This is a genomic window from Polycladidibacter hongkongensis (assembly GCF_001561995.1).
Taxonomy (GTDB): domain Bacteria; phylum Pseudomonadota; class Alphaproteobacteria; order Rhizobiales; family Stappiaceae; genus Pseudovibrio; species Pseudovibrio hongkongensis.
In genome coordinates, this window is sequence record NZ_LLWC01000036.1 from 69047 (window position 1) to 86202 (window position 17156).

Here is a 17156-nt window from a genome sequence, read left to right on the forward strand (position 1 = left end):
TCCCGGTGATTTTCAGGAAGTCTAGCGCGAAGGGTACAAATAAAGCCTTAGCGCGTTGAGATTTTATGGGAAGCGCGTTGCTTTTTGCGGGGGGATCACCATGATTGAAGGCTGGTTGGTAGCGTTGGTTTCGCTTGCCTATCTGGCAGCGCTGTTTGCCGTGGCAAGCTTTGGTGATCGCTGGGTACGGCGGCAAAATTCAAATGGCAGACGCAAGGGCGGACGGCCGTTGATCTACGCCCTTTCACTGTCGGTCTACTGTACGTCATGGACATTTTTTGGCTCGGTTGGCGCTTCAAGCCAAAATGGGTTTGAGTTTTTTGCCGTTTATCTCGGACCTATTGTGTTTTTTCTGTTTTTTCACCGGCTGCTCTTGCGAGTGGTGCAACTGGCAAAAACCGAGAAGATTACGTCCGTTGCCGATTTTATCGCTGCGCGCTATGGCAAAAACCAGCGGGTGGCGGCACTCGTCACGCTTATCGCCGTGGTCGGCATGATCCCCTATATCGCTTTGCAATTGAAGGCGGTTTCGCTTTCAGTCAGCACATTGGTTGGCATGCCGATGAACCATGTTGCAGATTTACCGGTGTTTGGCGATGGCACCTTGATAATCGCATTGGCCATGGCAGCGTTTGCTTGGCTGTTTGGTACCCGGCACATTGATGCGACGGAAAACCAGAACGGTATGATGCTGGCTATCGCCGCGGAGGCTGTAATCAAGCTGCTGGCGTTTCTTGCTGTTGGTTTGTGGGTTTGCTTTTCTTTGTTTGATAGCCCGCTGGCGCTGTGGGAGGCGGCGCGGCTGCACCCAAGCGTAGCGCAGGCACATCTTGGTGCGCCTGATTATGCGTCTTGGGCGATGGTTGGTATCCTGTCGTTTTTCGCAATTTTGTTACTGCCTCGCCAATTCCATGTAAGTGTAACGGAAAACAACAACCCAAGCGAGATTTCGCGGGCGCGCTGGTTGTTCCCACTTTATCTGGTGCTCATCAACCTGTTTGTCGTTCCTATTGCGCTAGCGGGTGTCCTACAACTTTCCGGCGAGGCAAACCCGGATATGTTTGTGCTTGCTTTGCCGCAGGATGGCGGGCAGCAATGGTTGACGCTGTTTGCCTATCTTGGTGGCTTATCTGCCTCAACTGCCATGGTAATCGTGACTACGGTAGCGCTGTCTATCATGGTATCCAACGATCTGGTTTTGCCATTAATCCTGCGAGGGCGCAGTGAAGACGATCTGGTCTCAAGTTCCGGAGAGGATATGAGCCTGCTCCTTCTGGGTGTGCGGCGCGTATCCATTTTAGCAATTGTTCTAGGCGGCTATGGATACTACCGGTTTGCCGGGAATAGCGCGGGACTGGTATCAATAGGCCTGCTTTCATTTGCCGCTATTGCGCAATTTGCCCCTGCCTTTTTCGGTGGGGTAATTTGGCGTAGAGCAACAGCCAAGGGCGCTATCTACGGCATGAGCGCAGGTTTCCTAGTATGGCTCTACACCCTGCTGCTTCCTGTTGTGATACGGGAAGGCGAAGTCTGGCAAGCTTTGCTAAGGGAAGGCCCCTTCGGCATTGGCATCTTGCGGCCAGAGGCTTTATTTTTTGAAGGAGCAGATCCGTTTGTGCACGGGGCGCTGTGGAGCCTTATCATTAACCTACTTGTTTTTATCGCTGCATCTTTTTTGCGAGCGCCAACGCCTGCGGAGCGTCTTCAAGCCAATTCCTTTGTTCCGGCAACTTTAAGTGCTGTGCCTTCGTTGCGTTTATGGCGAACGGCACTCAAAGTTTCCGACCTGCAAGCGACAATTGCCCGGTATGTGGGAGAGGAGCGCACGCAGCGTTCGTTTGACAAGTTTGCGGCGCAATACAATAGCGATTTAGAACCGCACCAGCCCGTTGATGCGCGAATGCTGAAATTTGCCGAGCAGTTGCTCGCCAGCGCCATCGGCTCTGCCTCCTCCCGTCTGGTTATTTCGCTGTTGCTCAAGCGGCGGGATCCGGGCTCAAAGGAAGCAATCAAGCTGCTGGATGATGCAACCGAGGCGATACAGTACAATCGCGACCTATTGCAGATCGCACTGGATCAGGTGCGCCAAGGCTTATGTGTGTTTGACAATGAGTACCGGCTCATTTGCTGGAACCGGCAGTTTCGCGAGCTGTTGAACTTACCGCCCGAGTATGGGCAGGTGGGGACGCCGCTCACCGAAGTTCTTGCCCATTGTGCTAGGCGGGGAGAATTTGGCAAAGGATTGGTCGCGGATGTAGTTTCTGCCAAGTTCAACGGCATCACCCAGCCGCACAGTTTGATGCAAGAGCGCCTGCACCGCTCTGGCACTGTTTTAGAGATCCGCTCCAACCCCATGCCTGACGGCGGGCTCGTGGCCACCTTTACCGATATCACCGAGCGCGTAATGGCGGAGGATGCGCTGGCAAAGGCCAATGAGACCTTGGAAAACAGGGTCCGGGAACGCACCAAGCAGCTCACCACCGTCAATACGCAGCTGGAAGAAGCACGGCATGTGGCGGAAGTCGCCTCGCAAGACAAGACCCGCTTTCTGGCTGCTGCGGGGCACGATATCTTGCAGCCGCTGAATGCAGCGCGGCTTTACTCCTCCAGTTTGACAGATCGCTACTCAGCAGGCGGTGCCAGCACACCGGAGGCTTTGGGGCTCATCCAGAAAATCGAGGCCTCGCTGGATTCTGTTGAGGAGATAATTGGTGCCGTGTTGGACATTTCGCGGCTTGATACCGGAACCTTCCGGCCAGAATTCTCGGTTTTCCATTTGGACGATGTGCTTAGTCCATTGCGGAACGACTTTGCGGCAATAGCAAGAGAAAAAGGGTTGCGTTTCAAGATCATGGCAAGCGACATAACGGTGCGTTCGGATCGGCGCCTGTTGCGCAGATTGCTGCAAAACCTGATCTCCAATGCCCTGAAATACACGCAAAGCGGTGGTGTTTTGGTGGGTCTACGGCGTGCGGGCAATGGGGTACTGCGTCTGTCTGTCTATGATAGCGGCATTGGTATTCCCGAAGCTCAGCAAGCGCAGATCTTCTCAGAATTCCAGCGGCTGGACGATGGGGCCAAGATTGCCAGCGGGCTTGGGCTTGGCCTGTCGATTGTGGAGCGCATTTCGCGGGTGCTGGGTTTGGAAGTGCACTGCCAATCCCGCGTTGAGCGTGGCTCCTGTTTCGGCGTCACCCTGCACAGCGCAGGGCCCATTCCCAAGCTCCCCGAGCAAAGCACGCGCCCGGTACCAACTGGACAGCTTGCTGGGCTGAATGTGCTTGCGATTGATAATGAGCGCCAAATCCTTGAGGGTATGGCCGCGCTGTTATCCGGCTGGGGGTGCAATGTTCTGGTAGCGGCAGATGCGAAAGAGGCGGCAAAACTCTTGATGCAGCGCAAAATGCAGCCAGATGTGGTGCTTGCCGATTATCATCTTGATGAGGGCACTGGCCCGGATGCATTGGTTAGCCTGCGCTGGAAGTTTGGCCTAGAATTTCCCGGTATATTGATTAGTGCTGATCGCAGCCAAGACGTGCGCGATGAGGCGCAAGAAAAAGGCATGCAAGTGCTGAACAAGCCGGTGAAACCGGCGGCGCTGCGCGCTTTACTCACCCGTCTCAAGCAGGAGAAATCCGTGGACGCCTAGGCCACGCCATCGAGGCCGAACCGAACTTGGCTGCAGCGTAGCAAGTTACGTACAATTAAAAAGGCGCTGCGGATCTTCCGCAACGCCAGCAAAAATTTTACAAGTTGGCGATGCTTTCTAAGCCATTTCCATCGCCTGCCACTGACCGGCCTCAATTTTAGCGGCAGCGATAACGGCTTGTGTGCGGCTTTCAACGCCCAGCTTTTGCAAAATCGCCGAGACATGCGCTTTCACCGTGGCCTCTGAAACAGAAAGCTCATAGGCAATCTGTTTGTTCAATAGGCCTTGCGAGAGCATCATCAGCACGCGCACCTGTTGCGGCGTGAGACTGGCGAGACGACGGGCCATTTTTGCCCCTTCGTCTTCAACGGAAAGGTCGACGTCCGGCGGTGTCCAAACATTGCCTTCCAGAACAGCGGCAATCCCTGTTTTCATGGCTTCAATACCAAGAGATTTGGGGATGTAACCGGATGCACCAAACTCGATTGCGCTGCGGATCACGGTTGTCTCTTCTGTAGCAGAAACGACTATTACCGGTACGCTCACATATTGTGCACGCAAATACATAAGGCCGGAAAAGCCGCGCATTCCAGGCATAGACAAGTCCAACAAGACGAGATCTATATCGTCGTAAGTGTCCAGGGCTGTGGTGACTTCCTCCAAAGAACCACCCTCGATGATCTCGAGGTTAGAGAACATTGCCTCAAGGGCTTGCCTTAATGCTCCGCGAAAAAGCGGATGGTCATCTGCTATTAAAAAACGATGGGCGGCGCTTGTCACGCTATGCTCCTCCCCCTCTGTCGTCGGTGACGCTTTTTTAGTTGCCAATGCCCCTTCCACGCGCATCTCCTCAACCGCATCGCGGTTTACGCTCATGTGGAATAGGGATTAGAACTCGCCCCGACATCTACCTCCAAAAGCCGGCTCAGATTAAACTGTGCCGCTCAATGCAACGATAGGGGCATGCCTGCTAGCTGGCAAGCGAAATCTCACACAGATTTCAGTAGGTTCCTTCTCCTAGCCCCTCGAATTGCAGCGGAGCAAAGCTTTTTCTGAGTTTATATTTGCAGTTTCATCCACCCTAGATTGAGATAAGCTTATACTTGCTTTATCCGGCAGCCATTTTTCCCTAGATTTAATGCCATTAAGCTGAATTCTATTAATTTTTACTGCGCAAATAAATGCGTCGTTTACTGCGTGACTACCTTTCACTAGCGTTTGCAGGAAAGTGAAAGAATGCTGCCATAAAGCAAGTATTGCGTATTCATTAGTGGGTCGAGAGATGAAAAAAATAGAGCAACACGCAAAAGGTCTCATCGTTCAAATTAGCTTTTCCGCCCTTCTTGGAGCAGCTTTGCTTTTGTCACTTTGCGGTTTAAGCGGCGCTAGTTTTTATGTGGCGCTTGGTTGTGCCGCGTTGCTGCTGCTGTGTGTTTTGCAAATCACAGCAGAATTTTCACAGGGAGTGCAAGGCGACCCATCCGATCGGGCCCGCTTCGTTGTGGTGAGCACTTCAGAGCGCCACGAGCGGGGAACGAAACTATCTGAACTCCATCGCAGGGCCAGAGCCAAGGCCTGTTTGCAGCTACGTTGGCCGGTTGGCTGGTGCGCGGTGATTTGCTGGGCGGCTGCAGGCCTCGCGCCTTTGCTTTAGGGCTTACCCAGATGCCCTACCAAGAACGAATTGTATCAGTATCACCAGAGATACAACGCGAGACGCTGGATTTTAATCGGACAACCCGTAGGAAGCTTAATGCCTTGCCTGATCCCTGGAGCTTTTCACCGGTGATAACCCGGGAGCGACGGTTACTTGGCCTGGGCGCTTTAATGGGGGAGAGGGACACAGCTTTTGGGCAGGACATCAAGATTGCGCAAGGCAGCCATAGTTTACGTGGGCGTCTGTTTCGGCCTAAATCTCTCGTTCGCAAGGACACTGAACGCGGCGTGTTGCTGCATTTTCACGGTGGCGGGTTTGTGTTTGGCGCGACAGATCTACAAGACAACCGCCTGCAAGAACTCTGCGAAAATACCGGGCTTGACGTGCTCTCAGTCGCTTATCGTTTAGCCCCTGAGTGCCCCTATCCCTGCGCCCCGGATGATTGCGAGGCAGCGGCGCGATGGGCCTGTCAGGATGGTCGCCGCGCTTATGGCTGGCGTTTTCTGGGGTTTATTGGCGAAAACACCGGTGCGACCTTGGCGTTGGTTACGGCCCTCAGGTTGCGCGATTCAGGTGATCTTGAAGCAGTTCGGGCTATGAGCCTATTCAGCGGTCTTTTTGATCTCAACATGACGCCGTCAGCGCGGCGTTGGGGGGCTGACCGACTGGTGTTGACAACTCGGGACATACAACTTTGTGCTGCGCATTATCTGGCTCTTGGCGGAGATCGGCACTTGCCAGATGTGTCGCCTCTATATGCAGATTTAGCAGGTCTGCCGCCAACGCTTGTCAGCGTTGGGATCGAAGATCCACTGTTTGATGACAGTCTGTTTCTGGCCACAAGACTGCGCGCCGCAGGAGGCACGGTTCAATGCGATATTTATCCCCACGGCTGCCACTGTTTTCAAAGTTTTTCACTAGGGCTTGCAAAAGTAAGTCACCAAAGGATAGATAGCTTCTTGAATAGGCAGCTGCCTGCAACGCGCGCTTGACCTGCGGCTTGTTGCCAGACAGTGTATACCGACGATTGCTTGCACCTTTAGGAACATAAGATGGCCTCCTTAGAGACACTTCAAAGCTTTGTGAACACTTGGGAATGCGACGAGAACGACCACATGAATGTGCAGTTCTACTTTTCCCGTTTCGAAGAGGCCGACAGGCAGTTTCGCCTGATGAGCGATTTTTCCGAAGCGCTGGTTGGCGCGCGGCGTGTGCGGCACGTACGTTATCACGCAGAACTGCGCGCGGCGTCACCAGTTACGGTAAACAGCTACGCAGCGTTTGATGGACCGCACATGTTTTGCATCCTGCACGAGATGGTGGAGGCCTCAACCGGTCAGTTAGCCGCAACTGCTGTGGATGGGTATACCCCAAACCCGAATGCTGCAAAGTCCTTGCGTCAGCGTTTTGCCGGATTTGAAGCTTCGGTAAGCGAGCCAGCTATGCCGCGCTCGTTGCCTGCAAGCCCCTATTCGGGCAAACCAACACAAGACGAACTGTTGAAAAACGGCGCTTTCATTACTGGTCGGGCCACCGTGTTGCCACGGCACCTGGATGTTTCTGGCCGAGCAGATGACACATTTGTTTTGGCCTGCATCAGCGATGCCTCCGCCCATGCTTGGGAGCGGACACCGATGACCACCGAGTGGCTAGACGATAATGACTTTGGCCGTATTTCCGTTGAACAAAAGCTGTCATGGATCAGCCCACTCACCAGCGGTGACATGGTTGCCATTGTGAGTACGTTTACCGGCGTCAACGGCAACAGCTTTAACCTGCGCCATCATGTGTTCGAGCAGCGCACCCGCCGCCTCGCCGCGGTTTGCGATATGGTTGTTATGGCGATGGATCTTGACAAACGCACCATCGTGCCATTGGACAAAGATATCACTGCCGCTATCACCGCCCTGTTGGGCTAAGTGGCGGCGGCGCGGTCACCAGTGTGCGCAAAAACTTTCAAGGCGGCGGGGTTTCCCGCCGCTTTTTTGTTTTTGCATGCAAAGATCACTGCGTCTGTGGCCTCCGGTTCTCTGGAGTATCGGGCGATGGCTTTTCATCGGCGAACTCTCTCTCCAGCTCCTTGATGCTCTGCGCAAAACTGCGCATGGCTTTCTGCGTGAATTCAAGGGCCTGATCCAGCCGCTTCTCATCATCAGCGCTATACCAAGAGCCTGTTTCAGCTTTGCCCTGCTTTGATTTTGGCGGTGGCGGCAGGTTTTCTCCCGCGGCAATTCCCGCTTCGTTTAATAAAGTGCGCAGACCGTTTACTTCCAGCCGCAAGTTGCGGTTCTGCTGTATCAGCCCGTCCAACTCTTGCTGCAAGGTTTGCATGGCGTCCAATGACGGGCGGCAGATCAGATCTTCCCCTTGTTGGCGACAAAGCGAAACCGCACCAGTGGCATTGTCCATACGCACAACACCATCGGATGTTGACAGCAGAGAATAGCCCGTTGCCGCTTCTTGCTCTCCGGCTCGCTGCTCCAGCTTGTCAGCTTGCGCGCTGGCGAGGGTGGAGAACACACAAGTGGCAATGAGTAACAGGCTGATTTGTTTCAGACTAGTTCGGGCACTCATGTCCCCTCCTCCTCTTGTTTTGAATGATTGAGCTAGTTTGGCACAGTGAAAGGGGTACGCCCAGAGCCGATGGCCCGCTCCAGCTGCCCGAGGCGATCTTGCCCCCAGAACAACTCACCCTGCCAGAGGTAGCTTGGCGCGCCAAACACCCCGCCGGCCATCGCAGCCTCAGTGTTCGCCTGATACTGCCGCTCAGCGGCTTCAGAAGATGCCTTGGCTATCACGACTTCTGCCTCTGCCCCAACTGTTTCAAGTAAATTGGCAAGGGTCTTGGGTTTTGCAAGATCCAATTCATTAACCCAGACACCTTGATAGGCATGTTGGCAGAACTGCGCGACAGGACCTGCCATTTCTTGCAGTACAATCGCGCATTTATCGGCAAGCGCAATTTCTGTCGGGAAATGCTTAGGGCGCAACACGAGCGGAACGCCAAATTCCTCGCTTGCTCTTTGCAGTTCCAAAAACCGGTAGGATTGCCGCTTGGGGTGGCGTTTTGGCAAGGGTTGCCCACCGCCGTTTACAACAACTTCCCCTAGTTTGCAGGGGCGAAAGTCGATGGAAACATCAAGCTTTGTGGCCATATCAACAAGACGTTGATGCCCAAAATAAGACCAAGGCGACATCAGGGTAAAATAGGTAATGATCTTAACCGGTTTCCCGTTGTTTTCTTCCATAACTTGCTAGTTCCTAAATTATATTCTCCCCTCGAGAGATTTTATCCTAACTCATCCTGCAGCTTTTCCAAGGAAGAAAGCTGGTTGTTTTTGTTGTTTCCAGATGCGCAATCCAAATCAGCTTGAACATTAGGGAATATAATCTTTTCAACTTGGACAAAATGCAGATTTAGCTTGCATTTCCGCCGGGGTGCGGCACTTAGTTGCGCATATGTAAGACGTAATCGAACCGCCGTTTCCGGGTTCCGGGCCAGTTCCCGCAGCGGTCCATGGCGGGCGACACAGTGGGTTTTGACATGCTGGCGCAACGCCTCACACTCCTCGTTGGTCAGCTGCGCCTCCACTTTGGTCAGTGGCACCAAAGTCTGCTCCTCTTGCCACAGGCCCGCTACGAGTGTCACAGGTGCGCGCAGCTGCCCCCCAGGTTGATAGAGGTGCATAAGCTGTGCCGTTATGTGGCGCCGCGGCGCTTTACGCTGCCCTAAACGCAGTTGTTCACCATTAGAGGCGTCCACATCTGCAATAATGAAGTTCGCATAATTGGCGCTTGCCGGGCACTCGGCTGCGTCAACCCAATGCGGGGCGATCTGAGCAAGGCACTGCCTTAACTGGCGAAGGACTTCGAGTGAAAGCCAGCCTTGCTTGTCTTGCCAGACATCTAACAAATAGATGCGCCATTGCTGCCTTGCATCTGTCTTTGTTGCATTTGCTCTGCGCAAGCTGGCCTGTAAGGCAGCTGGGGAGCTATGCTCTGGAAGTTTATGCGCAAGGCGCAGGATAAGCGTGCATGCCTTTGGCATCTTTTCAAGCTTGGAAAGGCCTTCAGGAAGGATGTGCTGCGGCATTGAAAATTCTTCGCCGCGCATGGAAAAAAGCCGTGCCCCCTGCCCAGAGGCCGCGGCATGGACCGGGCCGCAAATCAGTAACTGCAAATCTATACCAACGGGAATGCGCAGGTTATCTGCGGCTGCCGGTGCTATAGCAGCTGCTTGCTTCGGCCATTGCCATAGTCGAAAACAACTTGCAGAGGGGGCTTTTCGCGCATGTACGGGCTCATGCAACCACGTGACCAGCCCTAACATATCTATGTCTGGTTGGTGCCAAAGCGCGGCAATATCTCTTGGGATAGAATTGAAACTGCGTGCAAGAGCTTCCCAAAGCTCCCTTAGATCAACAGCAAATGGTCGCCGCGACGAAGGGGAAACTGTTGCAAGGCGCAATATGAAAAGGCGTTGGCGGGCGGGTATTTCTGTAAGGCTATCTAAGAGTTCTATTGCTGTTTGGCGCTGTGATAAAACTCCAAGCCATCTTCCAAGGCTTGCGTCACTTAATTTGTTTTTACCTATAGAGGCGCCGCCTGTGGTTATGGAAACAGGGAACCTCGTATTTTCGCCGCCAAGGGAAAATGCAATTGCCTCTAACCAATCGCTGGCCTGCGCATGCGCAAGTGCCAGCAGGTCTGCATCGACGAGCTGTAACGCGGCTTTTTTTAGGGCAGCGGCCGAGAGACGCAGCGCCGGTGTAAAACGGCCACCGAGCACAGCAAGGGCGGCGGCGAGCTCTTCCTGTTCCAAATCCTGCAGATAGTCACTGAGGTAAGCGCTGCGCTCGTGCGCATCACCACACGTGGCAAGAGCAGCACATAGCTCAAGAAAACGGTGCAAGTGGCTTTCCTCCTGTCACCGTTTTATCCGCGCTTACCGCAGCGCTCCTGCACTTTCAGCTATAAGGCGTTAGGACGGTTCATTTACGATGGACGCAATTTTCCAGTCCCGACCAATTCTGACCAGATTGTAGTGGCAGGTAAAGTCGAAAACAGGTTCGCCTTCTTCATCTTCCTGCTGCCAATCGAGGGTGATGGTTGCTGCAGTTGGCTGGACGTACAGATCCACTTCCTCATAGATTGACTGGGCAATGTTATTATCTTCATAGACATCCAGAAGTGCCTGAATATTCTCGGTCATCTGGTCTTCATCTTCAAATATATGGCCCTTATCCGCCTGCCAAATAACACAGGGGAAGGTAAAACAGGAGAGAATCGCCGACAAGGAATAGTCGTCATAGCCATCGGCGTAGCGCTCGAAAAGCTCGGAAATGCCTTGTTCGTCCTTATGGAAATCACTCATAACTCAATATCCCATAGTGCGGTTCGCTTGGCGGCGAACCATGCCTAAACAGATTGTGCCAGTCTCCCTTCACGAAGGAAACCGTTTTTATCAGGAAACCCATTTATTTATGTGATCGCACGCAGTTAGGCACAGGGGCTCATATGAAATACTGCGCAATAGCTACTGCGCATGGCGTTACATGGCCTCAGTGTCCAGACTTGGCAATTTGGTAAGGGGCGAGACGTTCAGCTGTCGCAACTGGCCCCAACGTTGCAGGGCGAAAGGATCTCCATGGGTCACAAGGATTTCTTTTGCACCGCATTCCTCAATTGTCTGGCAAAGTTCAGGCCAGTCCGCATGGTCGGATATGGCCATGGGGATGTGCGAGGCGGTGTTTTTTGCCCGCTTCCCCGCCAACAGCCAGCCTGATGCAGAGGCAAGGCGCAGTTTTCTACCTGAGCTGCGCAAATCAGCCGCCTGTTTGCTTTGTGGCGGGCAAAGGGCAAGCACTGGGTGCTCGTGCACCGGGGCTTGGGCTAGCGGACGCAGCTGCCCCAGATGCACACCAAAACTTGTGTAGATTTGCGCAATAGCTAACGTTGCGGTGTCCAGATAAATCGGCCGGGTGATGCCGCGCGCACGCAGCAGGGCAATCATCCGCTGGCTTTTGCCCAGGGAGTAGGCTTCGATAAGATGATGCGCCTGAGGGAACAAACGCAGCGACTTTATGAGCCTGTCTAGCTCCTGCTGTTCGCCGGGCATCTGATACAAGGGATTGGCAAAGGTTGCCTCGGTTACAAATGTATCGCAGCGTACCAGCTCGAAAGGGGCGGTCGTCGGATCTGCTCGGCGTTTAAAATCACCTGAAATCACCGTGCGGTGCGTCGCGGATTGCAAGAGAACTTGCGCAGAGCCAAGCACGTGCCCGGCGCTGTGCAGGCTCATGCTGATGCTGCCAAGATCGCAGCTGCGCCCCAGTGCCAACGGGTGCCTTTCACCTGCGAAGTTTTTACCCAAGCGCACTTGCATAATCGCCAGTGTCTCTGGCGTTGCCCACACCTGCCCGTGGCCCGCGCGTGCATGATCGGCGTGGGCATGGGTGACAATCGCACGGGCGACCTTGCGCACGGGATCGATATGCACATCCGCCTGCGGACAATAAAGACCGGCAGCGGTGTTCACCAACAGGTTCTGCGGTAAAGCCTTGGACATCTGCTTTCCTTTTGGTGCACTGGCTTTTTGGCACTGGTTCTTTAGGGCTAGTGAAAAGAGCCCCTCGCCCTATGCGCTGGCATTTGCGCCACAAACCGCTATCTTAACCCTCACGAGAATAACAAAGGACCTTCGGGATTATCAAGTTTGCTAGAGCGCCCTCCCCTTTTGCCTGAGCAGCAGCCCAAAGACCTGCCAGCGGTGTTTGAGCGATGGTTTGCCGCGCGGGGCTGGCAAGCGCGGCCGCATCAGCTCCGCTTGCTTGGTGCGGTCCAGCGCGGTGCGCATGCACTGTTGATCGCGCCAACGGGCGCGGGCAAGACTTTGGCCGGTTTCCTGCCCAGTCTTGTGGAGCTGAGCACGCAAAGCAAGGACGAGGCTGCCGCGCGGCGTGGCCCGCACACGCTTTACATATCGCCGCTTAAAGCGCTGACCACCGATATCGCGCGCAATCTAGAGATGCCGATTGCGCAGATGGAGCTACCGATACGGGTGGAGACCCGCACAGGCGATACCCCGGTGAGCAAACGCCAGCGCCAGAAGCTGCGCCCGCCCGACATTCTCCTCACCACCCCGGAGCAAATTTCTCTGCTGCTCAGCGACAAAGCGAGCCACCGCATTTTCTCGCAGCTGCGCTATGTGGTTCTGGACGAGTTGCACGAGCTGGTTACTTCCAAGCGCGGGGACCTGCTGGCATTGGCGTTGGCACGGCTGCAGCGGCTGGCGCCAGAGAGCCGACGGATCGGGCTATCGGCAACGGTGGCGGATGTTACGGGTCTGCGCGCCTATTTGCAGCCGCAAGCAGCGCTTGACGCAGATAGCCCGCCCAAGCTTGCAGCACTCGTGGAGGCAGAGGTAGGCGCGCCGCCACACGTGGACATCTTGCGCAGTGCCGCTTGGATCCCGTTTGCCGGGCACTCCTGCCGATATGCCTATGATGATGTGTACGGGCTGCTTAAACAGCATCGCATGTCGCTGGTGTTCGTCAATACGCGCTCGCAGGCGGAGATGGTGTTCCAATCTCTGTGGCAAATGAACGAGGACAACCTGCCCATCGCCCTACATCACGGTTCGCTGGATGTGGGGCAGCGGCGCAAGGTCGAGGCTGCCATGGCGGCGGGGAAACTCAAGGCAGTGGTGTGCACCTCCTCGCTCGATCTGGGGCTCGACTGGGGGGATATTGATCTGGTTATCCAGATGGGCGCGCCCAAAGGCGCAAGCCGTATGGCGCAGCGTATTGGCCGCGCCAACCACAGGATGGATACACCCTCCAAGGCCGTGATTGTTCCTTCCAACCGGCTGGAAGTTCTTGAGTGCGAAGCCGCGGTGGAGGCCCTGCGCGCAGGCGCACAAGACAGCGCGGGACCGCGGCAGGGCGGGCTGGATGTTTTGGCGCAACACGTGATGGGACTGGCTTGCAGCGGGCCACTTGATATGCGCGCGTTGCACAGGGAGATCACCGAGGCCTACAGTTATCGCTTTGTCAGCAAAGACTTGCTGCAACGTACATTGGATTTTGTGGCCACGGGTGGTTACGCCTTGAAAGCCTATGAGCGCTTTGCCAAGCTACGACAGGACAAAAACGGCCATTATTCACTGCGACACCCCAAACTGGCGCAGCAGTACCGCCTTAACAGTGGCACGATTGTCGAGGCTCCGGTCCTTACACTGCGGCTGGTGGGCTCTTCAGCCCGGCGTGGCAAGCGGCCATTGGGACGGGGGGGACGGGTGCTTGGCAGTATTGAAGAAGGTTTTCTTGAGAAGCTGACACAGGGAGATAGTTTTCTATTTGGCGGCGAGATCCTCGCTTTTGAGGGCATTCGCGAGAATGAAGCCTATGCATCGCGCTCTAAAGCCGATGCGCCGAAAATCCCTGCGTATCAGGGGGGCAAGTTTCCCTTGTCCAGCTATTTGGCAGCGCGTGTGCGCAAGATCGTGGCTCAACCGGACGCATGGGCGGCTCTACCTGAACAGGTGCGTGATTGGTTGCAGTTGCAGCAGGAAAAATCGCAGTTGCCCACGGCGACAGGGTTGCTGGTGGAGACGTTTGCCCGCGGGGGTAACCATTTTCTGGTGCTTTATCCGTTTGAAGGGCGCATGGCACACCAGACACTTGGCATGCTGCTGACACGGCGACTGGAGCGTTGGGGATTACAACCACTTGGTTTTGTTGCCACTGAATATTCGCTGGCGATTTGGGCAAGGCAAGACATGGGAGCGGCCATTCAAGCTGGAGAACTGGCGCTTGCCAACTTACTGGAGCCTGATCTGCTGGGTGATGATCTGGATGCATGGTTGGCGGAAAGCGGTTTGATGAAGCGCACCTTTCGCAATTGTGCCGTGGTTTCTGGCCTGATTGAGCGGCGCTTCCCCGGCGCGCACAAAAGCGGGCGACAAGTGACCATGTCTGCTGATCTCATCTATGATGTGCTGCGCTCGCACGAGCCAGAGCATCTATTGCTGGAGGCCACGTGGCAAGATGCGGCACGCGGGCTGCTTGACATTCGGCGGCTGGGTGATTTTCTGCAGCGCATCCAAGGTAATATCACGCATCAGCATTTGCCCAGAGTGTCGCCGTTGGCGGTGCCACTCATCCTTGAAATTGGCAAGGAGCCCGTTTATGGCAGTGCTGAAGAGGCCCTGTTGCAAGACGAGGCGGCCATGCTCTATCAGGAGGCTTCGCTATAACAACTTGCTTATATGCTCCGTCGGCAACCTCCGGCCAGTCGCTCCCCTTAATGTTTGGTGAGACCGAGTTATCACTGCTCTATGAAGGCGCCTTGTGGCTGCCTGCTGCTCGTGTGTTGGTGGTGAGTGACTTGCATCTGGGCAAGGCGGCCGCTTTTGCCCAAGCCGGGGTGATGCTGCCGCCTTACGACAGCCATGCCACGCTGCAACGGCTGGCTGATGTGGTGCAGCGGCTACAGCCTGTGCAAGTTGTGTGCCTTGGGGACAGCTTTCACAGGCCTGACAGTGCGCCACAGTTGCCTCAAGCAGCCAAAGAACAGCTGAAACTGATGCAACAAGGGCGAGACTGGGTCTGGATACTTGGCAATCACGATGCGCAGATCGGTGGGGGCATGGACAGACGGCAACTCCATGAGCTGGCCATTGGTGCCTTACAACTGCGGCACGAGCCAACCGCGATCTCTCAAGGCGACACACTGCAAATCTGCGGTCACTACCACCCAGCGGCGAAAATTCGCCGTATGGGGCGTTCGGTACGGCGGCGGTGTTTTGCCTATAGTGACCAACTGCTGGTTTTACCGGCGTTTGGTGCGTTCACTGGTGGGCTCAACCTCCTCGATGAGGCGTTTACCAGCGTGTTCACAACGCAAACACGCTTAAAAGGTGTGGTGATGCTGGGGCAGGAACAGCTCTACAACGTCCACCCGCGAGCGCTCGTGCAAGACGGGGCCCGTATTGCGTCACGGCGCTTTAGATCTCCAACTTCGGCTTAAGCGCGATCAGCGTTAGTCTTTGCGGAAGATTATACCTGCCAACCAACCTGTAAACAGAGCCAAGGCAACGGCCAGAATTCCATAGAGCAAAGGCTGCTGGCGTGAGAGCGAAAAAGTGTGCTGCTCAAAGCCTTCCTTAGCAATATGCAGTTTTTGTTGTTGCTGGTGTAAAAGCACTTGCCCATTAAATAGGTAGGTGGTGATCGTGTACTCTCCAACTGCGATGTTGGAGGGCAGCTCGACATTGGTGGCAAAAAGGGTGGGGCTGAGAAACTTGATAGCCTCGCTTTTTTCAACAAACAGGCCAATTTCCTCGCGTTTGCGAATGAGCGCATCGCGGAACACCTTACGCTCGTTGCGGGTCATTTCGCCTGAGGCAATGGGCGCAAGCGGCAAGTTTTGTAAGCCGATGCGCTGCTCTTTTAGCGTTTGCTCCCCGGCAACCACGGTCAGTGGGGTGGAGGCGTGAACAGCATAGAACGATGGTACGCCAGCATAGGTGCTGGAGGTGGCGTTGATCCAGATACCGGCAAGACGTTCTTTACGCCAAGTGGTCATGCGCTCTGGCGGGCCTTCCACGACCACGATCAACTCGTTGTCGTTGGCGCGTGCCACGCTGGCGGCGTCGCGATTAACCTCGCCAAACACCAGAATATCTGCACCGGTAAAGTTTGAGGTGATTGAGACGGTGGGCGAGGATATAGCCGATACAAGGCTTTCTGCCCGCGCGCTGATGATCGATAGCGAGAACAGGCTTATCAGGCAGAGGAAGGAGGCGAGCATATGCATTAGGCATTCTCCCCGTCGACAACCACGACAGAATAAGGATCTTCCGGCTCAAGCACGAGGTTAACCGCAAAGCGCAGCCCCACCCCAAGCACGAGCAGAGCCAGCAAGAGGCGCAGCTGCTCACCGCGCAGTTTCTGCCCGATGCGTGCGCCGAGTTGTGCGCCGATCACGCCGCCAATCATCAAAGTCAACGCCAGAACGATATCCACGGTCTGGGTGTTGTAAGAGTGCATGATGGTGGCGGCTGACATGGTCACCAGAATTTGCAGCAGGCTGGTGCCAATGACGATACTGGTTGGCACGCGCAGCAAGTAAATCAACGCAGGGACCATCATAAACCCGCCGCCAATGCCAAGTACCGAACCCAAGAAGCCGATTATGGAGCCAATGGCGAAAATGGGAAACACGGATACATATAGCTTGGAGCGGCGAAAGCGCATTTTCATCGGCAGGCCGTGCACCCAGCTGTGTTGCCCGGGTTTTCGCGCAACAGGCGCATCGCCAGAGCGACGGCGCATCATTGCTTTAATCGATTCAACCAGCATAAGCCCGCCAATGGAGCCAAGAAAGGTCACATAGCTAAGAGAGATAACCAGATCCAGCTGGCCAAGGCGCTGCAGAATCCCAAAAAGCCAAACGCCCAGCGCAGAACCGATAACTCCGGAGCACAAAAGCACGAAGGCGAGCTTTAGATCGATTGCTTTTTGCCGCCAATAAGCAATTACCCCCGAAGTTGATGAGGCAACAATCTGGGTGGTGACGGTGGCCACCGCAACAGCGGGCGGAATGCCGGAAAAGATTAACAGCGGCGTTAAGAGAAATCCGCCCCCGATGCCAAACAGGCCGGACAAGAACCCAACAGTGCCACCCATCCCAAAGATGACAAAGATATTGACTGGTATTTCCGCAATCGGCAGGTAAAGTTGCAAGGCAGCACCAATGAATTATTTGGGCGAATGATAGGCGAAAATCATTAAAAAATGAAAAGCCATAGCGGGAAAGCTAGTAGGTTTAAGCGCCAAAACCCTGCAG

Annotated in this window: 14 protein-coding genes; 6 read left to right on the forward strand and 8 right to left on the reverse strand. The window is 54.9% G+C overall.

The window, feature by feature from the left end; genetic code table 11:
• Nucleotides 1–100: 100 nt before the first annotated feature.
• Nucleotides 101–3649 (forward strand): PAS domain-containing hybrid sensor histidine kinase/response regulator, encoded by a 3549-nt coding sequence (locus AYK82_RS15530; protein ID WP_068318086.1) that lies wholly within the window; start codon nt 101–103, stop codon nt 3647–3649.
• 117 nt (nt 3650–3766) lie between these two features.
• On the opposite strand, the gene AYK82_RS15535 is transcribed toward AYK82_RS15530, so the two are convergent.
• Nucleotides 3767–4429 carry a response regulator gene (locus AYK82_RS15535; protein ID WP_068318800.1) on the reverse strand — a complete coding sequence of 221 codons (663 nt, stop codon included), beginning with the start codon at nt 4427–4429 and terminating at the stop codon, nt 3767–3769.
• Nucleotides 4430–4931: 502 nt separating this feature from the next.
• On the opposite strand from AYK82_RS15535, the gene AYK82_RS15540 reads away from it, so the two are divergent.
• The 3 genes from AYK82_RS15540 (at nt 4932) to AYK82_RS15550 (ending at nt 7225) form a co-directional block, all read left to right on the forward strand.
• Complete coding sequence (locus AYK82_RS15540) at nt 4932–5303, forward strand: hypothetical protein (protein WP_068318091.1); 372 nt, start codon at nt 4932–4934, stop codon at nt 5301–5303.
• Between the two features lie 104 nt (nt 5304–5407).
• Nucleotides 5408–6298 (forward strand): alpha/beta hydrolase, encoded by an 891-nt coding sequence (locus tag AYK82_RS15545; RefSeq protein WP_208976520.1) that lies wholly within the window; start codon nt 5408–5410, stop codon nt 6296–6298.
• A 60-nt stretch (nt 6299–6358) separates the two neighbouring features.
• Nucleotides 6359–7225, forward strand: coding sequence for an acyl-CoA thioesterase (locus tag AYK82_RS15550; protein ID WP_068318096.1), 867 nt, complete (start codon nt 6359–6361; stop codon nt 7223–7225).
• Between the two features lie 85 nt (nt 7226–7310).
• On the opposite strand, the gene AYK82_RS15555 is transcribed toward AYK82_RS15550, so the two are convergent.
• The 5 genes from AYK82_RS15555 to AYK82_RS15575 form a co-directional block, all read right to left on the reverse strand.
• Nucleotides 7311–7880: a hypothetical protein gene (locus AYK82_RS15555; protein ID WP_068318101.1), complete on the reverse strand. Its 570-nt coding sequence runs from the start codon at nt 7878–7880 to the stop codon at nt 7311–7313.
• Between the two features lie 32 nt (nt 7881–7912).
• Nucleotides 7913–8554 carry a 2-hydroxychromene-2-carboxylate isomerase gene (locus AYK82_RS15560; protein WP_068318104.1) on the reverse strand — a complete coding sequence of 214 codons (642 nt, stop codon included), beginning with the start codon at nt 8552–8554 and terminating at the stop codon, nt 7913–7915.
• 41 nt (nt 8555–8595) lie between these two features.
• Entirely contained in the window at nt 8596–10218 is a 1623-nt protein-coding gene (locus AYK82_RS15565; protein ID WP_068318107.1) for a hypothetical protein, read from the reverse strand.
• A 69-nt stretch (nt 10219–10287) separates the two neighbouring features.
• On the reverse strand, nt 10288–10680 hold the full coding sequence (locus AYK82_RS15570; protein ID WP_068318110.1) for a nuclear transport factor 2 family protein: 393 nt from the start codon (nt 10678–10680) through the stop codon (nt 10288–10290).
• Nucleotides 10681–10857: 177 nt separating this feature from the next.
• Nucleotides 10858–11874, reverse strand: a complete 1017-nt coding sequence (locus AYK82_RS15575) for a ligase-associated DNA damage response exonuclease (protein ID WP_068318113.1) — start codon at nt 11872–11874, stop codon at nt 10858–10860.
• Nucleotides 11875–12021: 147 nt separating this feature from the next.
• On the opposite strand from AYK82_RS15575, the gene AYK82_RS15580 reads away from it, so the two are divergent.
• Nucleotides 12022–14562 carry a ligase-associated DNA damage response DEXH box helicase gene (locus tag AYK82_RS15580; protein ID WP_244265781.1) on the forward strand — a complete coding sequence of 847 codons (2541 nt, stop codon included), beginning with the start codon at nt 12022–12024 and terminating at the stop codon, nt 14560–14562.
• Nucleotides 14563–14612: 50 nt separating this feature from the next.
• Complete coding sequence (pdeM, locus tag AYK82_RS15585; RefSeq protein WP_082733986.1) at nt 14613–15335, forward strand: ligase-associated DNA damage response endonuclease PdeM; 723 nt, start codon at nt 14613–14615, stop codon at nt 15333–15335.
• A gap of 12 nt (nt 15336–15347) precedes the next feature.
• On the opposite strand, the gene AYK82_RS15590 is transcribed toward pdeM, so the two are convergent.
• Together AYK82_RS15590 and AYK82_RS15595 are read right to left on the reverse strand one after the other, a co-directional pair.
• Complete coding sequence (locus AYK82_RS15590) at nt 15348–16124, reverse strand: TIGR02186 family protein (protein WP_208976521.1); 777 nt, start codon at nt 16122–16124, stop codon at nt 15348–15350.
• Nucleotides 16124–17053: a sulfite exporter TauE/SafE family protein gene (locus AYK82_RS15595; protein ID WP_068318115.1), complete on the reverse strand. Its 930-nt coding sequence runs from the start codon at nt 17051–17053 to the stop codon at nt 16124–16126. The genes AYK82_RS15590 and AYK82_RS15595 overlap by 1 nt, the downstream gene beginning before the upstream one ends.
• Nucleotides 17054–17156: the final 103 nt, after the last annotated feature.